Annotated in this window: 18 protein-coding genes and 3 pseudogenes; 11 read left to right on the top strand and 10 right to left on the bottom strand. The window is 64.8% G+C overall.

What is annotated here, in order from left to right:
- The first annotated feature begins 150 nt into the window (after positions 1-150).
- From OKW38_RS08090 to OKW38_RS08075, 4 genes are all read left to right on the top strand, one after another.
- Complete coding sequence (locus OKW38_RS08090) at positions 151-1,299, top strand: efflux RND transporter periplasmic adaptor subunit (RefSeq protein ID WP_184066035.1); 1,149 nt, start codon at positions 151-153, stop codon at positions 1,297-1,299.
- Entirely contained in the window at positions 1,296-4,424 is a 3,129-nt protein-coding gene (locus OKW38_RS08085) for an efflux RND transporter permease subunit (RefSeq protein ID WP_429360924.1), read from the top strand. The genes OKW38_RS08090 and OKW38_RS08085 overlap by 4 nt, the downstream gene beginning before the upstream one ends.
- A gap of 14 nt (positions 4,425-4,438) precedes the next feature.
- Positions 4,439-6,004, top strand: a complete 1,566-nt coding sequence (locus OKW38_RS08080) for an efflux transporter outer membrane subunit (protein WP_429360923.1) — start codon at positions 4,439-4,441, stop codon at positions 6,002-6,004.
- A 391-nt stretch (positions 6,005-6,395) separates the two neighbouring features.
- Positions 6,396-6,668 (top strand): hypothetical protein, encoded by a 273-nt coding sequence (locus OKW38_RS08075; protein ID WP_429360921.1) that lies wholly within the window; start codon positions 6,396-6,398, stop codon positions 6,666-6,668.
- A gap of 82 nt (positions 6,669-6,750) precedes the next feature.
- Here the strand turns inward: OKW38_RS08075 and OKW38_RS08070 are convergent, their stop codons facing one another.
- Complete coding sequence (locus OKW38_RS08070) at positions 6,751-9,252, bottom strand: penicillin-binding protein 1A (protein ID WP_429360920.1); 2,502 nt, start codon at positions 9,250-9,252, stop codon at positions 6,751-6,753.
- A gap of 543 nt (positions 9,253-9,795) precedes the next feature.
- On the opposite strand from OKW38_RS08070, the gene OKW38_RS08065 reads away from it, so the two are divergent.
- From OKW38_RS08065 to OKW38_RS08055, 3 genes are all read left to right on the top strand, one after another.
- Positions 9,796-10,461, top strand: coding sequence for a hypothetical protein (locus OKW38_RS08065; RefSeq protein ID WP_429360918.1), 666 nt, complete (start codon positions 9,796-9,798; stop codon positions 10,459-10,461).
- Positions 10,462-10,940: 479 nt separating this feature from the next.
- Entirely contained in the window at positions 10,941-11,621 is a 681-nt protein-coding gene (locus tag OKW38_RS08060) for a PspA/IM30 family protein (protein ID WP_429334737.1), read from the top strand.
- Positions 11,622-11,782: 161 nt separating this feature from the next.
- Positions 11,783-12,964: a tetratricopeptide repeat protein gene (locus OKW38_RS08055; RefSeq protein ID WP_429334738.1), complete on the top strand. Its 1,182-nt coding sequence runs from the start codon at positions 11,783-11,785 to the stop codon at positions 12,962-12,964.
- Positions 12,965-13,057: 93 nt separating this feature from the next.
- Here OKW38_RS08055 and OKW38_RS08050 read toward each other — a convergent pair whose 3' ends face one another.
- A complete protein-coding gene (locus OKW38_RS08050) occupies positions 13,058-13,726 on the bottom strand; it encodes a TetR family transcriptional regulator (RefSeq protein WP_429334739.1) in 669 nt (222 codons plus the stop codon).
- Positions 13,727-13,938: 212 nt separating this feature from the next.
- Here OKW38_RS08050 and OKW38_RS08045 point away from each other — a divergent pair, with 212 nt between their 5' ends.
- Positions 13,939-15,429: a flavin-containing monooxygenase gene (locus tag OKW38_RS08045; protein WP_429360917.1), complete on the top strand. Its 1,491-nt coding sequence runs from the start codon at positions 13,939-13,941 to the stop codon at positions 15,427-15,429.
- A 247-nt stretch (positions 15,430-15,676) separates the two neighbouring features.
- Here the strand turns inward: OKW38_RS08045 and OKW38_RS08040 are convergent, their stop codons facing one another.
- The 4 genes from OKW38_RS08040 to OKW38_RS08025 form a co-directional block, all read right to left on the bottom strand.
- A complete protein-coding gene (locus tag OKW38_RS08040; protein ID WP_090805341.1) occupies positions 15,677-16,495 on the bottom strand; it encodes an ABC transporter permease subunit in 819 nt (272 codons plus the stop codon).
- A complete protein-coding gene (locus tag OKW38_RS08035) occupies positions 16,492-17,424 on the bottom strand; it encodes an ABC transporter permease subunit (RefSeq protein ID WP_184056787.1) in 933 nt (310 codons plus the stop codon). Before OKW38_RS08035 ends, OKW38_RS08040 begins: the two co-directional genes overlap by 4 nt.
- Complete coding sequence (locus tag OKW38_RS08030) at positions 17,421-18,587, bottom strand: ABC transporter ATP-binding protein (RefSeq protein ID WP_429360915.1); 1,167 nt, start codon at positions 18,585-18,587, stop codon at positions 17,421-17,423. Before OKW38_RS08030 ends, OKW38_RS08035 begins: the two co-directional genes overlap by 4 nt.
- 90 nt (positions 18,588-18,677) lie before the next feature.
- On the bottom strand, positions 18,678-19,778 hold the full coding sequence (locus OKW38_RS08025; RefSeq protein ID WP_176078949.1) for a polyamine ABC transporter substrate-binding protein: 1,101 nt from the start codon (positions 19,776-19,778) through the stop codon (positions 18,678-18,680).
- 646 nt (positions 19,779-20,424) lie between these two features.
- Here OKW38_RS08025 and OKW38_RS08020 point away from each other — a divergent pair.
- Both OKW38_RS08020 and OKW38_RS08015 read left to right on the top strand, forming a co-directional pair.
- A pseudogene (locus OKW38_RS08020) lies at positions 20,425-21,027 on the top strand (divalent metal cation transporter); the annotation flags it as partial.
- Between the two features lie 123 nt (positions 21,028-21,150).
- Positions 21,151-21,354 carry a DUF1289 domain-containing protein gene (locus OKW38_RS08015; protein ID WP_090800501.1) on the top strand — a complete coding sequence of 68 codons (204 nt, stop codon included), beginning with the start codon at positions 21,151-21,153 and terminating at the stop codon, positions 21,352-21,354.
- Positions 21,355-21,461: 107 nt separating this feature from the next.
- On the opposite strand, the gene OKW38_RS08010 is transcribed toward OKW38_RS08015, so the two are convergent.
- Together OKW38_RS08010 and OKW38_RS08005 are read right to left on the bottom strand one after the other, a co-directional pair.
- The gene (locus tag OKW38_RS08010; protein ID WP_090800503.1) at positions 21,462-23,054 is read right to left on the bottom strand and encodes an ABC-F family ATPase; all 1,593 of its coding nucleotides are present in this window, start codon (positions 23,052-23,054) and stop codon (positions 21,462-21,464) included.
- 94 nt (positions 23,055-23,148) lie between these two features.
- A pseudogene (locus OKW38_RS08005) lies at positions 23,149-23,283 on the bottom strand (NAD(P)-dependent oxidoreductase); the annotation flags it as partial.
- Positions 23,284-23,743: 460 nt separating this feature from the next.
- On the opposite strand from OKW38_RS08005, the gene OKW38_RS08000 reads away from it, so the two are divergent.
- Positions 23,744-23,953, top strand: coding sequence for a dodecin (locus OKW38_RS08000; RefSeq protein WP_090800504.1), 210 nt, complete (start codon positions 23,744-23,746; stop codon positions 23,951-23,953).
- A gap of 109 nt (positions 23,954-24,062) precedes the next feature.
- On the opposite strand, the pseudogene OKW38_RS07995 reads toward OKW38_RS08000, so the two are convergent.
- Positions 24,063-25,158 (bottom strand): annotated as a pseudogene (locus OKW38_RS07995) (BMP family ABC transporter substrate-binding protein).
- Positions 25,159-25,221: 63 nt separating this feature from the next.
- Positions 25,222-26,151, bottom strand: a complete 930-nt coding sequence (locus OKW38_RS07990) for an ABC transporter permease (RefSeq protein ID WP_090800507.1) — start codon at positions 26,149-26,151, stop codon at positions 25,222-25,224.
- Between the last annotated feature and the right edge of the window lie 38 nt (positions 26,152-26,189).

Below are 26,189 nucleotides of genomic sequence, written 5' to 3'. Positions count from 1 at the left end.
TGCGCTTCGTCATTCAAAGCCATTCCTGTATGCCATTAGCATGACGCGGCATGCGGGTCTTCGCTGGCGGGCCGCGCGGCTTGCCGTGTTCGTTCGCTGTCTCCAGTTGGGGTAATTGTGAAGCGTCCCGGTTTTCCCGCATCGTCAGCGATGCGCCAGCAGTCTCCCCCATCCTCTCACCGCGGTTTCTCCAGGCAGACCTGCGCGCTGGCCCTGGCAGGCGTGCTCGCGCTCGCGGCCTGCTCGAAGAAGGAAGCCGCGGCGCCCGCGCCGCGCCCGGTGGTCGCGCTCGCCGTGCATGCGGACGGCCACGCGCTGCAGGCGGCGTCGCTGCCCGGCGAAGTGCAGGCGCGCTATTCGACGCCGCTGTCGTTCCGCGTCGCCGGCAAGATCATCGAGCGGCGGGTACGGCTCGGCGACACGGTGAAAAGCGGCGAAGTCGTCGCGCTGCTCGACCCGGCCGATGCGCAGAAAAACGCCGCGAGCACGCAGGCGCAGCTCGACGCCGCGCAGCACAACCTCGTCTATGCGCAGCAGCAGCTCGAACGCGACAGGGCGCAGGCCAAAGAAAACCTGATCGCGCCCGCGCAGCTCGAACAGACCACCAACGCCTACGCGTCCGCGCTCGCGCAGCGCGATCAGGCGCAGCAGCAGGCGGCACTCGCGAAGAACCAGCTGCAGTACACGACACTCGTCGCCGGTCATGCGGGCGTCATCACGGCTGAACAGGCGGACACGGGCCAGAACGTGTCGGCGGGTCAGGCCGTCTACAACCTCGCGTGGAGCGGCGACGTCGACGTGCTGTGCGACGTGCCCGAAAGCGCGCTCGCCGCATTCGCGGTCGGCCAGAACGCGAGCGTCACGCTCGCCGCGCTGCCGGGCCGCAAGCTCGGCGCACGCGTGCGCGAGCTGTCGCCGGCCGCCGATCCGCAGAGCCGCACCTGGCGCGCGCGTCTGACCCTGCTCGATGCCGGCGCCGACGTGCGCCTCGGCATGACCGCCGACGTCACGCCGGCCGTGCCGCTCGCCGCGGCGGCCGCGCAGCACGGCGTGTTCACCCTGCCGGTCACCGCGCTGTTTCACGAGGGGCGCGAACCGGCCGTGTGGGTCGTGCGCGCCGCGGACAACACGCTCGAGCTGCGTCGCGTGACCGTCACGCGCTACTACGAGCGCACGTTCGTCGTCAGCGATGGCCTGAAAGATGGCGAAAGCGTCGTGCTGCAGGGCGTGCACACCGTGAGCGCCGGCCAGAAAGTCCGCGCGATCGCGCCGCTGCATCCCGAGGACTTCGCTTCATGAGCACGTCGCACGAAGAAGGACGCTTCAATCTGTCCGCGTGGGCGCTGCGTCATCAGGCGCTGGTCGTATTCCTGATCGCGCTCGCCACCGCGTTCGGCATTCTCGCCTACACGCGGCTCGCGCAGTCGGAAGACCCGCCCTTCACGTTCCGCGTGATGGTGATCCGCACGTTCTGGCCGGGCGCCACCGCGCGCCAGGTGCAGGAGCAGCTGACCGATCGCATCGGCCGCAAGCTGCAGGAAACGCCGTACATCGATTTCGTGCGCAGCTACTCGCGTCCCGGCGAATCGCTGATCTTCTTCACGATGAAGGACTCGGCGCCGGTGAGCCAGGTGCCCGAGACGTGGTACCAGGTGCGCAAGAAAGTCGGCGATATCGCGTCGAGCTTGCCGCCGGGCATCCAGGGCCCGTTCTTCAACGACGAATTCGGCGACGTCTACACCAACATCTACACGCTTGAAGGCGACGGCTTTTCCGCCGCGCAACTGCACGATTACGCGGACCAGCTACGCTCGGTGCTAGTGCGCGTGCCGGGCGTCGGCAAGGTCGACTATTTCGGCGATCCCGATCAGCACATCTACATCGAGATCGCGAACACGCAGTTGACGCGTCTCGGCATCTCGCCACAACAGCTTGGGCAGGCGATCAACGCGCAGAACACGATCGCTCCCGCGGGTACGCTGACCACCACGGACGACCGCGTGTTCGTGCGCCCGAGCGGCCAGTTCAACGACGTGGGCGCGCTCGCCGACACGCTGATCCGCATCAACAACCGCACGTTGCGTCTCGGCGACATCGCGACGATCAAGCGCGGCTACGACGACCCGGTCGTCACGCAGATGCGCTTCGGCGGCAAACCCGTGCTCGGTATCGGCGTGACGATGCAGCCGGGCGGCGACGTGATCCGCCTCGGCCGCGCGCTCGATCAGCAGATGACCCAACTGCGCGCCGCGCTGCCCGCCGGATTGAATCTCGTCGAAGTATCGAGCATGCCGCACGCGGTCGCGCGCTCGGTCGACGACTTCCTCGAAGCGGTCGCCGAAGCGGTCGGGATCGTGCTGGTCGTGAGCCTCGTGTCGCTCGGCGTGCGCACCGGCATGGTGGTCGTGATCTCGATTCCGGTGGTGCTCGCGGTCACCGCGTTGTGCATGTACCTGTTCGATATCGGCCTGCACAAGGTATCGCTCGGCACACTCGTGCTCGCGCTCGGCCTGCTCGTCGACGATGCGATCATCGCGGTCGAAATGATGTCGGTGAAGCTCGAGCAAGGCTGGAACCGCACGCGCGCCGCGGCCTTCGCGTACTCCAGCACCGCGTTTCCCATGCTGACCGGCACGCTCGTCACCGTGTCCGGCTTCCTGCCGATCGCGCTCGCGAAGTCGAGCACCGGCGAGTACACGCGCTCGATCTTCGAGGTGTCGGCCATCGCGCTGATCGCGTCGTGGCTCGCGGCGGTCGTGCTGATTCCGCTGCTCGGCTATCACATGCTGCCCGAGCGCAAGCGCCATACGCACGAGCCTGACGATCACGAACATGACATCTACGACACGCGCTTCTACACGCGCTTGCGCGGCTGGATCGGCTGGTGCATCGAGCGGCGCTTCGTCGTTCTCGCGATCACCGTGCTGCTGTTCGTGCTCGCGATGGGCGGCTTCTCGCTCGTGCCGCAGCAGTTCTTCCCGAGCTCGGACCGGCCGGAGTTGCTGGTCGATGTGCGGCTGCCCGAAGGCGCGTCGTTCGATGCAACGCTGCGCCAGGCGCAGCGCCTCGAGCAGGTTCTCAAAGGCCGGCCTGAAATCGATCACTCAGTCAGCTTCGTCGGCACCGGCGCGCCGCGCTTCTATCTGCCGCTCGATCAGCAATTGCAGCAGCCGAACTTCGCACAGTTCGTGATCACCGCGAAGTCGGTCAAGGATCGCGAGAAGCTCGCGCAGTGGCTCGAACCGGAGTTGCTCAACAACTTCCCGGCGATCCGCACGCGCCTGTCGCGCCTCGAGAACGGGCCGCCGGTCGGCTATCCGGTGCAGTTCCGCGTGAGCGGCGACGACATCGCGACCGTGCGCTCGATCGCCGAACGCGTCGCCGCGACGATGCGCGCCAATCGCGGCACGCGCAACGTGCAGTTCGACTGGGACGAACCCGCCGAGCGCTCGGTGCGCTTCGAGATCGACCAGAAACGCGCGCGCGAGCTCGGCGTGACGTCCGAAGACATCGCCAGCTTCCTCGCGATGACGATGTCCGGCTACACGGTCACGCAGTATCGGGAGCGCGACAAGCTGATCAGCGTCGATCTGCGCGCGCCGCGCGCCGAACGCGTCGACCCGTCGCGGCTGACCGCGCTCGCGATGCCGACGCCCAACGGCCCGGTGCCGCTCGGCACGCTCGGACATCTGCGCGACGACCTCGAATACGGTGTGATCTGGGAACGCGACCGTCAGCCGACCATCACCGTGCAGTCGGACGTGGCGGCCGGCGCGCAAGGCATCGACGTCACGCACGCGGTGGACCGCGCCCTCGCGCCGATCCGCGCGACGCTGCCGGTCGGCTACCGGATCGAGATCGGCGGCTCCGTCGAGGAAAGCGCCAAGGGTCAAACCTCGATCAACGCGCAGATTCCGATCATGGTGATCGCGGTGCTCACGCTGCTGATGATCCAGCTGCAAAGCGTCGCGCGCGTGCTGATGGTCGTGCTGACCGCGCCGCTCGGCCTGATCGGCGTCGTGCTCACCTTGCTGCTGTTCGGCCAGCCGTTCGGCTTCGTCGCGATGCTCGGCGTGATCGCGATGTTCGGCATCATCATGCGCAACTCGGTGATTCTGGTCGATCAGATCGAGCAGGACATTGCGTCGGGACACAAGCGTTTCGATGCGATCGTCGGCGCGACCGTGCGGCGGTTCCGGCCGATCACGCTGACCGCCGCGGCCGCCGTGCTCGCGCTGATCCCGCTGCTGCGCTCGAACTTCTTCGGGCCGATGGCCACCGCGCTGATGGGCGGCATCACGAGCGCGACGATCCTCACGCTGTTCTATCTGCCCGCGTTGTACGCCGCGTCGTTCCGCGTACGCGCCGACGAGCGCGAACCGCAGACGCCGTCCGGTGCCGGCGCCACGCACACGGGTAACTGAGCATGAGCACGAGCATGACTATTCCCACCCTCTCCCGCCACCGCCGCGCGCGCTTCGACGCGCTGGCCCGTACCACGCTTGCCACCAGCATCGCCAGCATCACCTGCATGCTCGGCGCCTGCTCGTTCGGACCGAACGGCGATGCGCCCGCGATGCCGCAGCCCGCGCACTACGGTGCCGAGCCGCTACCGACGCAAACCGTGACTGCGCAGGGCGTCTCGCAGCAGTTCGTGACCGGCGCGCAGCCGGTGCCCGAATGGTGGAAGCTGTACCGCTCGGATGCGCTGAACGCGCTCGTCGACGAAGGCCTGCGCAATAGTCCGACGCTCGACGCGACCGACCGCAGTCTCGCGGCCGCGCGCGAGCAATTGCGCGCGCAGGTCGGCAGCTCGCTGCTGCCGACCATCGACGCCGGCGGCCAGGCCACCCGCAATCGCGCGCTCGCGATCCCCGAGATCGGACCGAACACGTTTCTGTACAACGTGTTCGTCGGCCAGTTGCAGGCGCACTACACGTTCGATCTGTTCGGCGCCGCGCGGCTCGCGAACGCGGCGCTCGCCGCGCGCGTGAACGTGCAGGTCTACCAGCTCGAGGCGGCGCGGCGCGCGCTCGCCGCGAACATCGTGACCGCGACGATCACGAGCGCCGCGCTGCATGCTCAGGTCGATACGACCGAGCGGCTCGTGGTCCTCGCCAACGATCAGGCGCGCGATACCGAGCGGCGCTTCGCGCTCGGTGCGGTATCGCATGCCGATCTGCTGAACGCGCAGCAGAGCGCGGCGAGCGTGTCGGCGAGTCTGCCGGCGCTGAAGCAACAGTGGCTCACTACGCGTCACGCGCTCGCGGTGCTGCTTGGCCGCACACCCGATGCCGCGCCCGACGACATCGATCTCGCGCAGTTGCATGTGCCGGAGCAGGTGCCGGTGGTGGTGCCGTCGGAGCTGCTGCGCACGCGGCCTGACATCGAGGCCGCCGACGCCGCGCTGAAGGCCGCTGCGACCGATGTGGGCGTCGCCACCGCGCAGATGTTCCCGAGTCTGTCGCTGTCGGCATCGATGGGACAAGGCGGGTTTAGCTGGCCGGTCGCGATGTCCGGTGCGGGGGCCATCTGGAGCATCGGCGCGTCGCTGTCGCAACCGCTGTTTCACGGCGGCGCGCTGCTCGCGCAGCGCCGCGCGGCGCAGCACACGTATGAAGCGAGCGTGTCGCAGTACAAACAGACTGTGCTGGCCGCGTTTCAGAACGTCGCCGACACGCTCGCCTCACTCGAGCACGACGCGCAGTCGCTCGACGCCGCGAACGTTGCCGCGCGTTCGGCACAGGGTGTGTTCAACGAGACCTCGGCGCGCTATCGGCTCGGCGCGTTGCCCGTCGCCGCGACGCGTTCGAGCGAGCAGCAATGGCGCAACGCGCAGCTCGATGAGATCCGCTATATGAGCGCGCGGCTGACGGATACGGCCGCGCTGTTTCAGGCGATGGGGAATCCGCTGGTTGATCAGGCAGGCGCATCATCGGCTGCGGCGACTTCGGCTTCTGCGCCTGCATCGGTTGGGACGACGAACACGGTGACATCCAACTAAGTCTCGGATTCCGTACGGAACGCGGCGCACTTATCCCCAGTTCGTGTTGATGAACCTGTTGAAAACTGTCTGAACAACGGGCTAACGCATTGAACCTAATACGATTTGTTTGTACGGTGGCGAAACGAATCAGAAGCCAGCCACAGTACACGTGCTCTGCAGCGCCTCAACGGTGTTTATCGATCACTGAATCGTGCTATCAGATCGATGCATGCTTGAGGCGCGAAAGAGCTTGCCCACTCTTGCGAGCTTTTGAACTCGGGCTCAAGACGAGCAAGCGCCTCAGATAGCCACTGCGACCGTTGCGCTTCGAAAGGCAAATGATCGGTCTCTGATCGAATGACGACGAAGATTCTCCTTCGCTCTATCCCTGAGTGATAAGGGTCTCGTCGTGACAAATCAGCAAGGCGAGCAACACATTGCCTGGGAAGATATTTGCGAAATCGTCGCTACGCGGTCAGAACAATCGATTGGAAATTCGATCGTATTGCTCGTCCGGCTAGACGATGGCCGTACCATGACCGTGCCGGAAGGCGATTCAGCCTGGCATGATCTGACCATGAAGCTATCGGAGCATCTTGCCGGCGCGAAACGCTACGAGGAGTGGGCACTTCAGTCCGCTTTTTCCGACGATGTGCCTCGCGTCGAGGTGTTTCGCCGCTGACATGACGGTATGCGGCGAGAGTGGGCCAGTGCCCGTATCGCTTAAGAATCCGTGGCCCACCGCGCACCCGCCATCCGAGACATCAAGGCTTGTTCGACTCGAACAGATCCATAATCTGCTTCTTCTCGGTCGTCGACACGCTCGGCGGCGGCACCACCGGCGGCGTCATGCCCGCCGGGCCGACCCCGCCCACCGCATCGGTCGCGCCGGCCATCGGATTGCCCGAATCGAGACCGATGCTCGCGACGAAGCCTTGCCCCGGCAACTTGTCGGTAAAGAACAGCTCGCCGTTCATCACCGTCACACCGTCGGGTTGCTGCGGCTCGGCCTGGGGCACACCGCGCAGCGCGCGCTGCATGTACTCGACCCAGATCGGCAGCGCGAGCTGCGCGCCGAATTCGCGGCTGCCGAGACTCTTCGGCTGGTCGTAGCCCATCCACGCGACCGCCACCAGCGACTGCTGATAGCCGGCGAACCAGCCGTCCTTCGCGTCGTTGGTCGTACCGGTCTTGCCCTGCAGGTCCGAGCGCTTCAACACGTTGGTGCCCGCGCCCGTACCCGCGGTCGCGACCGAGTGCAACAGGCTGTTCATGATGTATGCGTTACGCGGCTCGAGCGTGCGCGGCGCGTCGTGCCCAGCGACGAGCGGCTGCGCGCGCGAGATCGCCACGCCACGCGCGTCAGTCACTTCGTTGATCAGATACGGATTGATCCGGTAGCCGCCGTTCGCGAACACCGAGTACGCGCCCGCCGACTGCAGCGGCGTGACGAGGCCCGCGCCCAGCGCCATCGGCAGGTACGGCGGGGTCTTGTCGGCGTCGAAGCCAAAGCGCTGCGTGACGAAGTCCTGCGCGTACCTGGTGCCGATGAACGACAGGATGCGGATCGACACGAGGTTCTTCGACTTCTGCAGCGCGAGGCGCATCGACATCGGACCATCAGGCTGGTCGTCGTCCTTCGGCTCCCACGCGTCGCCGCCCGGCGTGCTCGGCGGGAAGTACAGCGGCGCGTCGTTGATGATCGTCGCCGGTGCGAGCCCCTTGTCGAGCGCCGCCGAATAGATGAACGGCTTGAAGCTCGAACCCGGCTGCCGCCACGCTTGCGTTACATGGTTGAACTTGTTCTTGTTGAAGTCGAAACCGCCGATCAGCGCGCGGATCGCGCCGTCCTGCGGCGTCAGCGACACGAGCGCGCCCTCGACCTGCGGTAGCTGCGTGATCTGCCAGTTGCCCTTGTCGTCGGCGACGAGGCGCACGATCGAACCCGGCTTGATGCGCAGCGTCGCGTTCGCGCGCGGGCTCAGCGCCGCGGCGACGAAGCGCAGGCCGTCGCCCGACACCGTCACCTGCGTACCGTCGACCAGTTGCGCGGCCACCTGCTTCGGGCTCGCGTCCGTCACCACGCCGGCGATGATCTCGCCGTTGTCCGGGTGATCGGTCAGCGCGTCGTCGATCGTCTGGTCGCGGTCGTCGCCCGCCTCGGGCAACTGCACGAAGCCTTCCGGTCCGCGATAGCCGTGGCGCCGCTCGTAGTCCATCACGCCCTTGCGCACCGCGCGATACGCGGCGTCCTGATCGGCGGAATCGATCGTGGTGGTCACGTTCAGGCCGCGCGTATAGGTTTCGTCCTTGTACTGCGCGTACATCATCTGCCGCACCATTTCGGCGACGTACTCGGCGTGCACGCTGTACTCGTTGCCCGGATTCTTCGTGTGAATCTCTTCCTTCACGGCCTGGTCGTACTGCTGCTGCGTGATGTAGTTCAGCTCGAGCATGCGTCGCAGGATGTACTCCTGACGGATCTTCGCGCGCTTCGGATTGACGACCGGGTTATACGCGGACGGCGCCTTCGGCAGGCCCGCGAGCATCGCGGCCTGCGCCAGCGTGAGGTCCTTCAGGTCCTTGCCGAAGTACACGCGCGCGGCCGCGGCGAAGCCGTACGCGCGCTCGCCCAGATAGATCTGGTTCATGTACAGCTCGAGGATCTGGTCTTTCGTCAGCGCGCGCTCGATCTTGTACGCGAGCAGCATCTCGTAGATCTTGCGCGTGTACGTCTTCTCGCTGGAGAGGAAGAAGTTGCGCGCGACCTGCATCGTGATCGTGCTCGCGCCCTGCGACGCGCCGCCATGCGCAAGGTCGGCGAAACCGGCGCGCAGGATGCCGACGAAGTCGACGCCGCCGTGTTCGTAAAAGCGGTAGTCCTCGATCGCGAGCACCGCTTTTTTCATCTGGTCGGGGATGTCCTGGAAGCGCACGAGGCTGCGCCGCTCCTCGCCGAATTCGCCGATCAGCACGTGATCGGCGGTGTAGACGCGCAGCGGCACTTTCGGGCGATAGTCGGTCAGCGCGTCGAGCGACGGCAATTGCGGCCCCATCACGACGAGCGCATAGCCGACGATCAGCGCCCCGACCACGACGACGGTCGCGACCAGGCCGAAGAACCACAGCACGAGCGACGCGCCGATCGATCGACGGCCGCGCTCGGGCTCGCGCGAGGCGGCATTGCGTCCAGGGGTGCGTTGGCGGGAGTCCCGGTCTTCACCGGCCGGAGAGTTCGAGGAATGCGGTCGTTTGATGATTGGCATGACTGGAATAATGGGCCCGCAACTGCGCGCCTGTCTGCACGCGCTCGCGGCGCGCGCATGGGTCGTGTTCGACATCCTGGCCGGGACGTACGCCGCCCTGCGGACCTTGCCCCCGGCCGGCCGCACGGCACGCCTCGGACCATGTCCGGCGCAACGTAACAGCGCATTTTAAAGAAATCGGCAGCGGTCCAAGGCAGTTTTTTTGTAAGAATTCCCTTTGCCGGCCGCCTTTTCCTAGTAAGGGTCTGTAATTTCGCGCAGCGCGCGACGCGCAGCTTATGCGGGGTTATCAACATTTTCTGTTGAAAGGGCTGTGGACAAACCGGCCGCAAACACTACAACTCGTTGATGTCACGGGATTTTCGCACCGCGCTTGTTCCGTGGCGGCGCAACTCGTCATATGATGAACCCCGCGCGCGTCCCTCGATGCGCGCGACGGGGACCCCAACGGCGGGATCCAACGGCAGTTCCGATGACGGGTTCCGACACCGTATCCGAAGGCACGCGCCGATCCGCCCATGCTAACAAGACTGCGAGTCGATCATGTCCAAGCCCAGTGAGCGCATCGTCGTATTCGTCACGACCGCGCAGAAACGTGCGATCACCGCGACTGCCGAGGATCTGGGCATCAGCGTGAGTGAACTGATGCGGCGCGCGGTGCTGAGTTTCGGCGCGACCAGCGAACAGGTCAAGGCCGCGAGCATCGTCGACCGGCTGCGCGCGCCGCGCGCGCCCGATCCGCTGAACGCGGCGCTGCAGCGCGTCGCGCGCGGTACGCGCTATGCGCGCGCCGCGCTGCCGGTAGCGCTGCAAGCGGATGAGAAAGACGCGGCGGCTCCGGCGGCTGCCGGCGCGGCCGATGCCGTGGCTTCGCCCTCGATGCAGCAAGCCGTTCGCCCCGCTCCCGTGACCGACCCTGTGGATGCCCCCGCCCCGCTGCTTCCCGCGGGCGTCGCCGCCGCGCTCGCCGCCGAGCAGGACGAACAGGCCGCGGCCACCGCCGAAGCCGTCGCGCGTCTGACGGCAGCACGAGCCGCCGAAAACGCGGAAAACGCCGAAGCGGACGCAATCGACAACGCCGCGTCGAAACGGCTGCCCGGCACGTCGGCGCGTCTGCGCAACTCACTCAAGCGCCGTCCCAACGACCAGGACTCCGACGACGACGAACCGCACAGCGACCCGAGCGCCGAAGGCGGCCGTTTCGCGTGACGCAAAGCGTGACGGAAAATTACTGCGCACCGAGCCGCAATCACTGCATCCGAGCGAGCAGGCGAGCGTACGCAACGAGTCCCCGTTGCATATCGTTACATCAGTGACACCTGCGTGAAACGCCGCTCGGTAACGCCCGCCCACACCCGCAAACAGCGACTTTTCGCGCATCGTTCGAGCCTTCGGGAAGCCGCATCGATTAAGCCGTCTTTAAGACAGCCGGTGGTGTAATATCCGCCGTCAAGTCCATGATCCGCCGTCAAGTCCATGCCCATCGCGGCTTTCCATCATCGAGGCAATCCTCAACCGGCATTGCGCCTCAACCAAAACGGACCGCGCTATTGCAATTGGCAAGTGCGCCCCGAACTCCGGTCCGAACGTTGCGCAGCATGGCGCACGGCGGCGTAAAGTAGCAGTAGTTCAAGGCAGTCAGGCGCGCACGCATCGTCGGCGCCGCTCACATTCTCTGGAGGTTTTTCATGTCGCTTTTTGACAGCATTTCGCGCACGCTCAAAGGTCTTTTGAACGATGCGGCCGACTCGGTGCAGGATCCGTCGCGCGACTCGCGCCAGATCGTGCGCGAACTCGACGACAGCATCGGCAAGGCCGAAAACTCGCTGATCGAGATTCAGGCGCAGGTCGCCACCCAGCAAAGCAAGCGCGATGTTGCCGCGGACAAGGCGAAGAAGTATGAAGACGGTGCTCGCCGTGCGCTGCAGTCCGGCGACGAAGGGCTCGCGCGTGAAGCGCTCGGCGCGCAGGCCACGGCCGAAGCCGAACGCGATGCGCTGACCAAAGAACTGACTTCGTTGGAGCCGTCGGTCGCGCAACTGAAGAGCCAGATCGAGGACATGCGCACGCGCCGCAACGACCTGAACGCGCGCTCGAACATCCTGCAAGCCAAGCAGCAGATCGCGCAGGCGAAAGATACCGCGGCCACCGCACTCGGCGGCATCGGCGGCAAGAACCTGTCCGAGGATTTCCAGAAGCTCGAAGATAAAGTCGCGCTGTCGAACGCGCGTTCCGACGCACGTCTGAACTCCGCCGACGAAAAAAGCGGCAAGGCGCTCGACGACAAGCTCGCGGATCTGAACCGCGGCCCGTCCGTCGACGATCGGCTCGAAGCGCTGAAGAAGCAGCTCAATACGCCGGCGCAGTAAATGCTGGATGCGTGTACTTCCTCGCAGCAAGTACACGCAGCAATGACAGCAGTAGCAGTACATGCCGGCGCGCTCGCTTCTGAACGCACCGGCATACCGGCCGCCACAGGCAGCCACCGCAATCGACTGATGGAGACGGGCGCGCCCCGCCCGGTCCGCAAATGAAAAAACTTTTCGCAACCGCCTTCGCTTCGCTGCTGCTCGTGTCGGCCGCGGCGTTCGCGGTGCCGACCGCCCAGCAAATCGAATCGGCGATGTCGCAGGGCAACTGGCAGCAGGCCGACGCCGGCCTCACCGAAGTGTTGCAAGCGCATCCGAACAACGCACACGCGCACTATCTGTACGCCCAGGTGCTCGATCGCGAAGGCCGTTCCGCCGACGCGCTCGCGCAGCTCCAACAGGCAAAGACGCTCGATCCGCAGGTCCGCTTCACCGACCCGAGCCGCTTCGCGCAAACCGAAGCGCGCCTGCGCCGCGACGCGGAACGCGCGGGCGGCAACGTCACCCGTCACGCCGCGAATCCGTTCGCGCAGCAGAATGCGCCTGCTGTGCAGCAACAGTCGGCGATGATGTCGCAAGCGCAACAACGGCATGGTCCGGGGGTGGGTATGTGGATCGGTATCATTGTTCTGATCGCGGTGATCGCGCTCGTGCTGCGCTGGACCTTGCGCCGCGCGCGCAGCCAGGAGGACACGCGCGCCGACGAGGACCGCCGCGCGCAATTGAAGCGCGCCACCGACATGCTCAACACGGTGCGGTCGATCAAGCTCGACGTGAAGCTGTCCGCCGCGCCGGGTCACGAGTTGCTCGAGAAAGACGTCGAAGCGACCGAAGAACAGTTGCGCGGCGCCGTCGAAACGCTGTCGAACGGCAAGAATCCGCTGCCGCCCTATGCACTCGACGAGTTCGAGCAGCGCATCGCGAGCCTGCGCGCTCGCGCCGACGGCCGGCCCGATCCGACCGCCGCGTCCGTGGGCAGCGCTCAGCAATCGACGTACGCGCAGGAAGCCGAGCGCTTCGGCAACCCGCAACCGCCTTATCCGCAACAGGGTCCCTATCAGCAGCAGCCGCAGGTCATCGTGCAGCAAGGCGGTGGCATGGGTGGCGGCATGGGCGGTCTGCTGACGGGCGTGCTGCTTGGCGAGGCGCTCAGTCACGGGCGTGACCGCGTAGTCGAGCGCGACGTGGTCGTCGACCCCGACGAACTGCGCCAGCGCGGCAACGACGGCGGAAACGGCGGCGGCGTCGACTTCGGTCAGGGTTCGAACGACTGGAACGATGACGGCAGCGGCGGCATCGACATGGGCAGCAACGACGATTCCGGCGGTTGGACCGATACCTGATCGAACCCGATCGATCCGCGTCGAATGAAAAGACAGGCTCCTTCGCGGAGCCTGTTTTTTGCCTGCCGGTTTTGTGTGCCGCCTTCGTTCAGGTCAGGCCCGCGCCGACTCCGCCTGGCTACCCTCGTGCTGCGCGAGCACGACCGCCCCCGCAAACAGCCGCACGATGAAACGTTCCGCGTAATCGATCAATGCGTCGCGGCGCGCGGCGTTCGCATCGATGTATTCAGCGGATAGATGAAACAGTTGCAGCACGATCTGCGTGCAGACCTCGTCGACGGTCTCGCGCGCGAGTCGCGGCATCAATTCGAGCTGCACGACGTCGTCCGCCATCTCCGCCGACACCTCGTGCAGGTTCGCGCGCACCGCTTCGCGCAAAGCCGGCGACGTGCCGTGGTATTCGGCCAGCGCGCTCAGGAACGCCTCGCGGTTCGCGAGCGCGAACGCAAAAAACGCGACGCACGCGCGCCGCGGCACGCTGTGCGGTTCGTCGTGCGCGGCGAGCCAGCGCTCGCGCCGCAGCATCGGCCGAAGCCGTCGGCTCACCGAGGCGACGGCTTCGTGCGCAAGCTCGTCGAGCGCGCTGAAATGGCGGTAGAACGTGTTCGGATTGAGCCCCGCCTCGCGTGCGAGCTCGCGCAAGCCGAGGCTCGCGAAACTGCGGCCGCCGGCGGTCAACCGCAGCGCGGCCTCGATCAGCTTGCGCTTGCCGGGCGGCAACTCCGGGCCGGCGACGGACGCTGCGTCGGGGACGGTCGTCATCGTGCGTTCAATCGTCGCGCGGTATGCGCGTTTAATAGCTGCACTCTAAACGATCTTGACGCGATGTGTACAGTTGTCTACCCTGCGCGTTAAGCCGTGTGTAGACAGCTGTAGACGCGCGATTTCGCCCCTGCCCGTCGCGCCGCGCGAGTCCAGCGCGCCATAGCCGCTATCGTTTCACCCGCCGCTTTCGCCCCGTGCCGGAGACCGCCGTGACGCCTGCCCCTTCCGCTTCATCCACCGCGCTGAGCATTGCGATCGTCGGCAGTGGCTTTGCCGGCATCGGCATGGCCATCCGTCTGCAGCAAATGGGCATCACGTCGTTTGCGGTCTATGAGGCCGCGAGCGGCATCGGCGGCACGTGGCGTGACAATACCTACCCCGGTGCGGCCTGCGATGTCCCCTCGCATCTCTATTCGTTTTCGTTCGAGGCGAATCCGGCGTGGTCGCGCTCGTTCAGCAGCCAGGCCGAAATTCTCGCGTATCTGCAGCACTGCGCGCGCAAGTACGGCGTCGATCGCTACGTGCGTTGCAATGCGAAAGTGAGCGCCGCGCGCTTCGACGAAGCGCGGCAGATCTGGCTCGTCGAGCTCGATACGAACGGCGCGCGCGAAATCGTCGAGGCCGACGTGCTGATCGCCGCGAACGGTCCGCTGTCGCGTCCCGCGCTGCCGCGCATCGCCGGCATCGAACGTTTCGAGGGCAAGCTGTTCCATTCGGCGCGCTGGGATCACGCCTATCCGCTCGACGGCAAACGCGTCGCGGTAATCGGCACCGGCGCGAGCGCGATCCAGTTCGTGCCGAAAATCCAGCCGCGCGTCGCGCATCTGGCTCTGTTCCAGCGCACCGCGCCGTGGGTGATGCCGAAGCGCGACAAGCCGATCGGCCTGCGCGCGCAATGGCTGTTCCGTACGCTGCCGTTCACGCAGCGCTTCGTTCGCAGCGCGATCTATTGGCAGCTCGAGTCGCGTGGGATCGCGTTCGTCGTCAATCCGAAGCTGATGAAGATGCCGATGAAGTTCGGTCTCAGCTATCTGCAGCGACGCGTCAAGGACCCGGCGCTGCGCGCGAAGCTCACGCCGAACTACCGGCTCGGCTGCAAGCGCGTGCTGCTGTCGAGCGACTATTACCCGGCCGTCTGTCAGCCGAACGTCGACGTCGTGACGAGCGGTATCCGCGAGATCGTCGCGGATGGCATCGTGACCGACGACGGCGTGCACCACCACGCGGACGCGATCATCTGCGGCACCGGCTTCCAGGTCAACGACGTGCCCGCGCCGTTCGAAGTGACCGGCCTCGACGGCACCGACCTCAGCACGCTATGGCTGCGCGATGGCCCCGAGGCCTATCTCGGCACGAGCATCGCGAACTTCCCGAACTTCTTCATGATCGTCGGCCCGAACACTGGGCTCGGCCATAACTCGATGATCTACATGATCGAGTCGCAACTGCGATATATCGGCGATTGCCTGCGCGTGCTGCGCAAACAGAATGCGCGCACGATGACCTTGCGCGCCGACGTGCAGCGCGATTTCAACGCGCGTTTGCAACAGGAGATGCGGCACGCGGTGTGGACGAGCGGCTGCCACAGCTGGTATCAAACGCACAGCGGCAAAGTCACCGCGATCTGGCCCGGCTTCACGTTCAGCTTTCGCAAGCGTACGCGCCGCGTGCGGCCGCAGGATTACCGCTTCGCGCGTTGAGTCCGCACAATGGCAATCCGGCGCCGCGGGCATGGGCCGGCGCATTCGTTACCCGCCACCGCTCAGCAACTGCAACAGCTCCCACAGGAACTTCGCGATGATCACGATCAGTTCCCACAGCCGATAGAGCGGCTGCCAGTCCAGCACGCGCAGAAGGGACTCGATCATCGCTATCGTCAGAAGAAGTGAGGGCCGCGATTTCCAGTTCGATCACGCGTGGCGCGCGATGCCCGCGCGTCGCGCAAGCTCAAACCGCCATCACGGCCCGCCTGCGCTCCGCGCGCTGCATGAAGAAGTTCGCCGCGACGACGCCGACCGTGACGACCGCGATGAACAGCGTCGCGAGCGCATTCATCTCCGGATTCAGACCAAGTCGCACGCGCGAGAACACGACGAGCGGCAAGGTCGTCGAGCCGGGACCCGACAGGAACGCGGACAGCACGAGGTCGTCGATCGACAGCGTGAACGACAGCAGCCAGCCCGACACCAGCGCCTGTGAAATCAGCGGCAGCGTGACGAAGAAGAACACGCGCAGCGGTGTCGCGCCGAGGTCGAGCGCGGCTTCCTCGAGCGACGGATGCAGTTCGCGCACGCGCGATTGCACGATGATCGCGACGTACGAAATACACAGCATCACGTGACCGATCCAGATCGTGAAGATGCCGCGTTCGGCCGGCCAGCCGATCCAGCGCGCCATTTCGATGAACAGCAGCAACAGCGAGATGCCCTGAATCACTTCGGGGATCACCAGCGGCGCGTTGATCATGCCGGTGTACAGCGTGAAGCCGCGAAAGCGCCCCATGCGCGCGAGCACGAAGCCGGCCCACGTGCCGATGATCACCGACGCGAATGCCGTGAGCAGGCCGATACGCAGCGACAGCCACGCCGACGTGATCAGCTCGCCGTCCTGCAACAGCGCCGCGTACCAGCGCGTCGAGAAGCGCGTCCACACCGTCACCAGTTGCGATTCGTTGAACGAATACACGACGAGGCTGACGATCGGGATATACAGAAACAGAAAGCCGATGCCCAGAGCGATCAGCTGCAGCATGCGATTCGGCTTCATTGGCGGCCCTCCTCCAATGCCTTCGCCTGGGCATGCTGGAACAGCGCCATCGGCACCAGCAGCAGCAACACCATCGCGCATGTGACGGCGGACGCCATCGGCCAGTCGGCGTTGTCGAAGAACTCATTCCACATCACGCGGCCGATCATCAGCGTGTTCGCGCCGCCGAGCAGCTCGGGAATCACGTACTCGCCGACCGCCGGAATGAACACCAGCAGACAGCCGGCGATGATGCCGTTCTTCGACAGCGGCAGCGTGATCTGCCAGAACGCCTTCCACGGCTTCGCGCCGAGGTCGTAGGCGGCTTCCAGCAAGGTCAGGTCCATTTTCACGAGATGCGCGTACAGCGGCATCACGAGAAACGGCAGGTACGAATAGACCATGCCGATATAGACCGCCGTGTTCGTGTGATACAGCTCGATCGGCGAATGGATCAGGCCGACCGACATCAGGAAGTTATTCAGCAGCCCGTTGTTCTTCAGAATGCCGATCCATGCGTACACGCGGATCAGGAACGAGGTCCAGAATGGCAGCATCACGGCCATCATCAGCAGATTGCGGGTGGCCGGATTGGAGCGCGCGATGTAGTACGCCATCGGATAGCCGATCAGCAGACACAGCACGGTCGAAATCGCCGCGACCACGACCGAATTCACATAGGTCGCGAAGTACAGGCTGTCGGTCAACAGAAACGCGTAGTGCGACAGATCCAGCGTGATGTGCAGCGCGCCTTCCGCGAAGGTGACGAGCTGCGTGTACGGCGGAATGCCGAGCTGCGAATCGGCGAAGCTGATCTTCACGACCAGCAGGAACGGCACGAGGAAGAACAGCAGCAGCCAGATGAACGGCCCCGCCACCACAGCGGTGCGTCCCCTGAACTTCAGACGCCGCACGGGCCACGCGAAAAACGACGAAAGCGCCTCTTTCATGACGTCAGCACCACGCCGGCCGATGCGCTCCAGCGCACGTAGACTTCGTCGCCCCAGGATGGCGGATCGATTTCGGTGAGCGCCAGGCTCGTCACGTTCGCGATCACGGTCTTGCCGCCGTCGAGCTTCACGTGATACAGCGAATAGCCGCCCATGTACGCGATATTCGTGACGACGCCCCTGCCCCAGTTGTAGGCGCCCTCCGGCGGCTTACGCGTGAGGGCGATGCGTTCGGGGCGCACCGAGATCGTCACCGGCATGCCTAGCGGACCGGTGATGCCGTGATTGACGTGCAAATGGCACGTCAGATCCGGCGTTTCGATGAACACGTGATCGGGCTCGTCCTCGACCGTATGGCCTTCGAACAGATTGGTCGAGCCGATGAACTCCGCCGAGAAACGGCTGTTCGGGTACTCGTAGACTTCATGCGGCGTGCCGAGCTGCACGATCTGGCCTTCGCTCATCACGGCGAGGCGGTTGGCCATCGTCATCGCTTCCTCCTGATCGTGCGTGACCATCATGCAGGTGACGCCGACCTGGTCGAGAATGTTGACGAGCTCGATCTGCGTGCGCTGGCGGATCTGCTTGTCGAGCGCCGACATCGGCTCGTCGAGCAGCAGCAGCTTCGGCCGCTTGACGAGCGAGCGCGCGAGCGCAACGCGCTGCTGCTGCCCGCCCGACAGCTGATGCGGCTTGCGCTTCGCGAAGCGGCCCATCTGCACGAGTTCGAGCGCGTTGTGCAGGCGGTCTTTCAGCTCGGCCTTCGGCACGCCTTCCTGCTTCAGACCGAACGCCACGTTCGCCTCGACCGTCATGTGCGGAAAGAGCGCGTACGACTGGAACATCATGTTGACCGGCCGGCGATACGGCGGCAGTTGCGCGAGGTCTTCGCCATCGATCAGGATCTTGCCCGACGTCACGGTTTCGAGCCCGGCCATCATGCGCAGCAACGTCGACTTGCCGCAGCCCGAGCTGCCGAGCAGCGCGAACAGCTCGCCCTTCTTCACCGTCAGATTGACCCCTTTGACCGCGACGGTCTCGCCGAACTTCTTCACGACATCGACGATCTGGATGAACTGCTCCGCTGCGTCGCCCGTCACGGCGTTCGAGCCCGTCGACGGCACGGCCGTCGCGGCCAGCGCGCCCGGCTGGTCAATACTCATCATAATGCTGCTTCACTCCGGCGTTTGACGAACAAAGCCCCCGGTGAACACCGAGGGCTTCATAGGCTGCTTATCTGTTTGTTGTCGCGCTTAGCGGCCGGACTTGAACTCGGTCCACAGCCGCGTTTGCAGCCGCTGGATTTCCTGCGGCAGCGGTTTCAACAGGAACAGCGTCTTGATGGTTTCCGGCGACGGGTACACGGCCGGATCGTTCGCGACGTCCTTGTCCACGTACTTGCGCGCTGCCATATTGACGCTCGGGTAGTACACGGCGTTGGTGATCGCGGCGTTCACCTGCGGCGTCTCGATGTAGTTGATCCACTCGAGCGCGGCTTCCTTGTGCTTCGCATCCTTCGGAATCGCCATCACGTCGAACCACACCGGCGCGCCGCCCTTCGGCACGAAGTACTCGATCTTGTACGGCTTCTTCGCCTCGATCGCGCGATGCTTGGCGATCACGACGTCGCCCGACCAGCCGTACGCGAAGCAGATGTCGCCGCCGACGAGGTCGTTGATGTAGCCCGACGAGTTGAACTGCGTGATGTACGGGCGGATCTTTTTCAGCATCGCGAGCGCGGCGCGGTAGTCGGCCGGGTTCGTGCTCATCGGGTCTTTGCCTATGTAGTGCAGCGCGGCTGCGAACATCTGGTCCGGCGCGTCGAGCACCGACACGCCGCAGGCCTTCAGCTTCGAGATGTATTCCGGCTTGAACAGGATGTCCCAGCTATCGAGCGGCGCGTCCTTGCCGAGGATCTGCTGGACCTTCGTCACGTTGTAGCCGAGGCCGGTCGTGCCGTACGCCCAGGGCACCACGTACTTGTTGCCCGGATCGGCGCCGGCGACGAGCGCCATCAGCGACGGGTCGAGGTACTTCAGGTTCGGCAGCTTCGATTTGTCGAGCGGCTCGAAGATGCCCGCGGCGATCTGCTTGCCCGCGTAGTTGCTGGTCGGCACGACGATGTCGTAGCCCGAATTGCCGGCGAGCAGCTTCGCCTGCAGCGTGTCGTCGCTGTCGTAGTTGTCGTACTTGACCTGGATGCCGGTCTGTTTGGTGAAGTTCGGTATCGTGTCCTTCGCGATGTAGTCGGACCAGTTATACACGTTGAGCTGCGTATCCTTCGCAGCGGCCGTCAACCACGGCGCCGCGCACAAGATCAGCGCCGCCATATGCCCCACTATCCGCTTGTTCATCCCGTTCTCCGATCCTCTCGTCACTCAAGCCGCGCCGTCGCCCGCACGGTCCCCTGAAAACCCCGAAAACTACCACCAATTATTGCCCACACAAAAAAAAACCCGGAGCTGTCGCGCAAACGGTACAGGCTCTGGCCGCACCCTTGCAAAATGGGCGAAATTTTAACGGGTTATCGGCCCGTGTCTACCGAAAAATACGCGGACGTCGGCCGCGCTTTATCCGCGCTGGGCACAGGCTGCGAGGGTTTCATCGCGTCGCTGTTATCTGGTTGTCAGCTCGGCGTTGGCTCGCACCTGGGCGGTGCGCCGCTCTGGCGCGCGCGAGTGCCGGACGGTGCTTGCCGGTGCAGAGCCGCGTCGGCGTCCGGCGCGCCTTTCATGCGCCGCGGCGCCGCCACGACGGCTCGAATGCTCCTATCATGATCTTTTGATGCGTATTGCGCGACGTCGTCGCGCGATGGCCGGCCCGCCGCTGCGCGCGTGCGATGGGCATGTGACTTGCAACAGGATGCGTTTCCCACAAGCTCTGGCACGATCAACACCAATCCTTTCGCGATGCGTCCAGACCGGCGCCGGCGCCTGCCGGGCGAGCCGATGCGTCCCGCGCACTGGTTCTCGTTCCTCGGCGCCGGCGCGCTGATCGCGGGCGCGACCTGGCAGCGACGCGCAGATCAAGGCCGCGCTGCACGTCGTCAATCTCGATACTTTCGGCTCGCTTGCGTTCGCGTTCGTGATCAACGCGGCGCTGCTGATCGTCGCGGCGGCCGTGTTCTATGCCAGCGGTCATCGCGACGTGACCGATCTGGCCGATGCGCATCGGCTGATCGCGCCGCTCGTCGGCAGCCGCTGGGCCGGCATCCTGTTCGCGACGGCGCTGCTCGCGTGTGGACTCAGCGCGACCGTCACCGGCACGCTGGCCGGTCAGCCGGTGATGGAGGGCTTCCTGCGGCTGCGGTTACCGCGCTGGAAACGCGCGCTGCTCACGCGTGCGCTCGCGATCGGGCCGGCCCTGCTCGCGGTAGGCGTGTTCGGTCAGCATGGCTCGAATCAGTTGCTGGTCGCGAGCCAGGTCGTGCTGAGCTTGCAATTGCCGCTCGCGGTCGTGCCGCTGATCCGCTGCGCGTCCGATGCGGCGCTGATGCGCGGCTGGCGCGTGCACGGCGTGCCGCTCGTGCTGTCATGGCTGTCGGCGGCGTTCATCATTGCGCTCAATGGCGCGCTGATGTGGCAACTGGCGACTTCGGCGTGATCGCAGACGCAAAGGTCAGCGCAATTGACATGAAGTTCGCACGACGCTGAGCGACGCATGCAAGGCGCGCGGCGCGCATCGGTTAACATAGCGGGACTTCGCCTCCCCGCCTCAAGGTTTCCGATGACTTCGAATCTCCACGATCTTCCCGACAGCCCGTGCATCGGCGTCTGCTCCACGCTCTTCGACGAGGTCTGTAAAGGCTGCGGCCGCACCGCCACCGAAGTGTCGAACTGGGTGTTTCTGAGCGACGAGGAAAAGCGCGCGATCTGGACTCGGATCGAACGGGAAGGCACGGCGATGCGGTTTCAGAACGACAAGGTGTGAGGGTGTTCGTTGCGCGCATCGCACGTTGACGCGACCATAAAAAAAGCCCGCTTCGACGAAGCGGGCTTTTTGCTGTGACGCGATTCGATCAGCGTGAACCGAAGCGCTTATTGCACGCCCTGACTCGTCAGGAAGTCCTCGTAGTTACCGCCAAAGTCGTTCAGCGTGCCATTGGTCTTCACTTCGATGATCCGGTTCGCGAGGCCGCTCACGAACTCGCGGTCGTGGGAGACGAAAATCAGCGTGCCGTCGAACTTGTCGAGCGCGATCTGCAGCGACTCGATCGACTCCATATCCATGTGGTTGGTCGGCTCGTCCATCAGCAGCACGTTGTGGCGGCCCAGCATCAGCTTGCCCCAGATCATGCGGCCCTTCTCGCCGCCGGACAGCACCTTGACCGACTTGCGGATGTCGTCCGCATTGAACAGCAGCCGGCCGAGCGTGCCGCGCACCATCTGCTCGTCGTCGCCTTCCTTGCGGTACTGGTCGATCCAGTCCATCAGCGTGACGTCGCCGGGAAACTCTTCGTACGTGTCTTGCGGCATGTAGCCGACGTTGGCGTTTTCCGCCCACTTCACCGTGCCGTGGTCGAGTTGCAGATTGCCGAGCAGCGAGCGCAGCAGCGTGGTCTTGCCCGCGCCGTTCTCGCCGATGATCGCGATGCGCTCGCCCGGCTGCACGCTGATGCTGAAGTTATTGAAGATCGAGCGCTCGTATTTCTTGGAGATGCTGTCGGCGACCACCGCGATGTTGTGCAGCTTCTTCTCGAACTCGAAGCGGATGAACGGGTTCTGCCGCGACGACGGCTTGAATTCCTCGATCTTGATCTTGTCGATCATCTTCAGACGGCTGGTGGCCTGGCGCGCCTTCGACTTGTTCGCCGAGAAGCGGCGCACGAAGTCCTGCAGATCGGCCACGCGCTCCTTCGCCTTCGCGTTGGCGGCCTGCTGACGCTCGCGCGCCTGCGTGCTGGCTAGCATGTAGTCGTCGTAGTTGCCCGGATAGACCTTCAGCGTGCCGTAGTCCATGTCGGCCATGTGCGTGCAGACCTGGTTCAGGAAGTGCCGGTCGTGCGAGATGATGATCATCGTCGAGTTGTACTGGTTGAGAACATCTTCCAGCCAACGGATCGAGTTGATGTCGAGGTTGTTGGTCGGCTCATCCAGCAGCAGCACGTCCGGCTTCGAGAACAGCGCCTGCGCGAGCAGCACGCGCAGCTTCCAGCCGGGCGCCACGTTGCTCATCGGGCCGTTGTGGTCTTCGATCGCGATGCCGATGCCGAGCAGCAGCTCGCCCGCGCGCGCTTCGGCCGTGTAGCCGTCGTACTCGGCGAACTTCGCTTCGAGTTCGGCCGCGTGCATATAGTCGTCGTCGGTCGCGTCGGGGTTTGCGTAGATCGCGTCGCGCTCGGTCATCGCGGCCCACATTTCTGCGTGGCCCATCATCACGACGTCGAGCACGCGCACGTCTTCGTACGCGAACTGGTCCTGGCGCAGCTTGCCCAGACGCACGTTCGGCTCGAGCATCACGTTGCCCGAGCTGGGCTCGAGATCCGAGCCGAGAATCTTCATGAAGGTGGATTTACCGCAGCCGTTCGCACCGATCAGGCCATAGCGATTCCCTCCCCCAAATTTGACCGAAATGTTCTCGAAGAGGGGCTTCGGCCCGAATTGCATGGTGATATTGGCAGTAGACAGCACAGCGCGTCCCTTTGAATGTGATATCGGCGAAAAACCTAATATTTTAGCAGGTTTGGAGATTTCAACCGCGACAGTTGTTCCGGCGCGGCCCGCGTCACCCGCTCGAGCCACCGCGCGGCGTCTGCAGAATGTCGATGAAGGCCGAAAAATCCGCGTCGGCGAGCCCCATCGCGGCACCCAGTCGCAGCAATTGCTGGACCGTCGACGCGACCGGCATCGGCGTGCCGGTCTGGTAGGTGCTCCCCCGCCGCGCCGTCCGCCCCCCGCCCGCCTCGCCGAAATCCGCCACCCGCCGCGCCAGCGCGCGCGTCGCGGCCGGCGCAATGCTCGAATGATCGACGATCCAGCGCATGCGGCGCGGCGCAGCAGGTGCCGGATCATCGGCGCGCCCATCAGGCCGGGGCCGCAAAAACCAGTTTCCACGTTCGAACCTCGTCGGCTATCAGATTGAATCGCTTATGTTGCGTACAGATGATAGCGACCGCGCCAGGCGCTGAAGTCGCGCGATACCGGGCATGCGATGTGCAGTATCGATGGTTCGAGCGGCGGCGTCTGATCCGCCGCGCAGGCGATTGCGCTGGCGAGGGCGCATCTGTCCGTCGGACTGCGCGAACCGTTGCCTATACTTTTTCCATGCACGTTTCCGAGCAGCGTTTTACTGACCAGCGGCGCACACCAAGGAGGAACTCATGTCAGAACACGTTTACAAGAAGATCGAACTGACCGGTTCGTCGAAGAAATCGATCGACGACGCCATCACCACCGCGATTGCCAAAGCGTCGGAAACGCTGCGCAATCTGCACTGGTTCGAGGTCACGGAAACGCGCGGCCAGATCGAGAACGGCAAGGTCGCGTACTGGCAGGTAACGTTGAAGGTCGGCCTGCGCATCGAGGAGTGAGCGGCGACCGCACGACACGCTTGCCCGTTGCCACGCGCAAGCCGCAAACGGAAAAGCTGCGTCCAGGCGGGGCTGGACGCAGCTTTTTTTCAACAACGGACCGCCCGATTTACTTCGGCAGCGACCCGTCGACACCCTCCACGTACCAGTTCAGGCGCTGCAGTTCCGGATCGGTCAGCGTCTTGCCTGCAGGCACCTTCACCGTGCCCGACTGATCCTTGATCGGGCCCGTGAACACGTCGCGCTTGCCGCTCGCGAGTTCGTCGCGCTTCGCGGCAACCTGCTTCTGCCCATCGGCCGGAATCGCCGACGTGTTCAGGTCCTCGAGGTTGACGGCCTTCTGCGGAATGCCCCACCACACCGGAGCGTTCGTCCACTTGCCGTCGAGCACCTGCTGGATCACCGCGCTGTAGTACACGCCCCAGTGCGCGACCACCGAGCCGAGATGCGCATCAGGACCGAACTTCTTCATGTCCGAATCCCAGCCGAACGCGTGCACGTGCTTCTCCGACGCGGTCGCGAGCGTCGCGCTCGAATCGGTGTTCTGCAGCAGCACGTCGGCGCCCTGGCCGATCAGCGTTTCGGCGGCCTGCTTTTCCTTGCCCGGATCGAACCAGCTGTTGATCCAGATCACCTTCGTATGCACCTTCGGATTCACCGAGCGCGCGCCCGAGCGTGAACGCGTTGATGTTGCGCACCACTTCCGGAATCGGCACCGACGCGACGAAGCCGAGCGCGTTGCTCTTCGTCACGTAGCCCGCGGCGACGCCGGCCAGATACGCGCCCTGATACATGCGCACGTCGTAGGTGCCGAAGTTCGGCGCCTTCTTGTAGCCGGTCGCGTGCAGGAAGATGGTGTCCGGGAAGTCCTTCGCGACCTTCAGCTCGAAGTCCTGGTAGCCAAAGCTCGTGCCGAAGATGATCTTGTTGCCCTTGTTCGCGAGATCGCGGAACACGCGCTCGGAGTCGGCCGATTCGGGCACGTTCTCGACGCGCGTGATCTTGATCCTGTTGCCGAACTTCGCTTCGGCTTCCCGCGAGCCCTGATCGTGCGCGAAGGTCCAGCCAGCATCGCCCGGATTGCCGAGATAGACGAACGCGACGCCCGGAACGTCGGCGGCCTGCGCGGTTTGCGCGAGCGGCGCCGCAAGCGCCAGCGACGCCGCACCCCAAGCGAAAGCGGTCAGCAGATTTCTTCTCTTCATGTTTTCTCCCCTGTCGTAATGAGCGAATAGTTTGAGCGGATCGATAAAGAACCTGTGTCGCCGTCAGCCCGCCGAGAAAAACGGCTTGCCGAGCGACGCGGGTGCATTCAGGCGAATCGTGTTCGGATTGCGCGAGATCAGCGCGAGCACGACGATCGTCGCGACGTACGGCAGCATCGCGAGGAACTGCGTCGGCACCGGCACACCGATCGCCTGCGCATAGAACTGCAGCCCCGTCACCGCGCCGAACAGCAGCGAGCCGATCAGCAGTCGCCCAGGGCGCCACGTCGCGAACACCACGAGCGCGAGCGCGATCCAGCCGCGGCCCGAGGTCAGGTTCTCCTGCCACAGGTGCAGATTGACGATCGAATAGTAGCCGCCCGCGAGCCCCGCCATGCCGCCGCCGAACGCGACCGCCCCATAGCGCACGCCGACCACCGGAAAGCCGACCGAATGCGCGACCTGCGGCGATTCGCCGACCGAGCGCAGCACGAGTCCCGCGCGCGTGCGATAGAGGAACCAGCCGATCGCGGCGAACATCAGGAACGCGAGGTAATCGAGCGGCGTAAGGGTAAACAGCGCGGGGCCGAGCACCGGGATGTTCGACAGGCCGGGGATCGTCCACGTATCGATCGTCGCGCGCACCGCCGCCGACGTGTACGGCTTGCCGACGTACGCGGACAGCCCGATGCCGAAGATCGTCAGCGACAGGCCGGTCGCGACCTGGTTGGCGAGCATCGTCAGCGTGAGGAACGCGAACAGCAGCGACATCGCGAGACCGGCGCCGATCGCGGCGAGCACGCCGAGCCACGGGCTGCCGGTGATCGACGTGACCGCGTAGCCGCTGACGGCGCCCATCAGCATCATCCCTTCCACGCCAAGATTGAGTACGCCCGATTTTTCGGCGACGAGTTCGCCGGCGCCCGCGAACATCAGCGGGATCGACGCGGTGATCGCGCTCGACGTGAGCGCGCTGGCTTGCTGGATATCCATATCGAGTCTGAAAGCGGATTAGCGAGCTGATTGGCAAA

The sequence above is a fragment of the Paraburkholderia sp. MM5496-R1 genome (assembly GCF_050436205.1).
Classification (GTDB): domain Bacteria; phylum Pseudomonadota; class Gammaproteobacteria; order Burkholderiales; family Burkholderiaceae; genus Paraburkholderia; species Paraburkholderia tuberum.
Note: the sequence above shows the minus strand (reverse complement) of the source record. Positions and strands in the feature narration are given on the sequence as shown.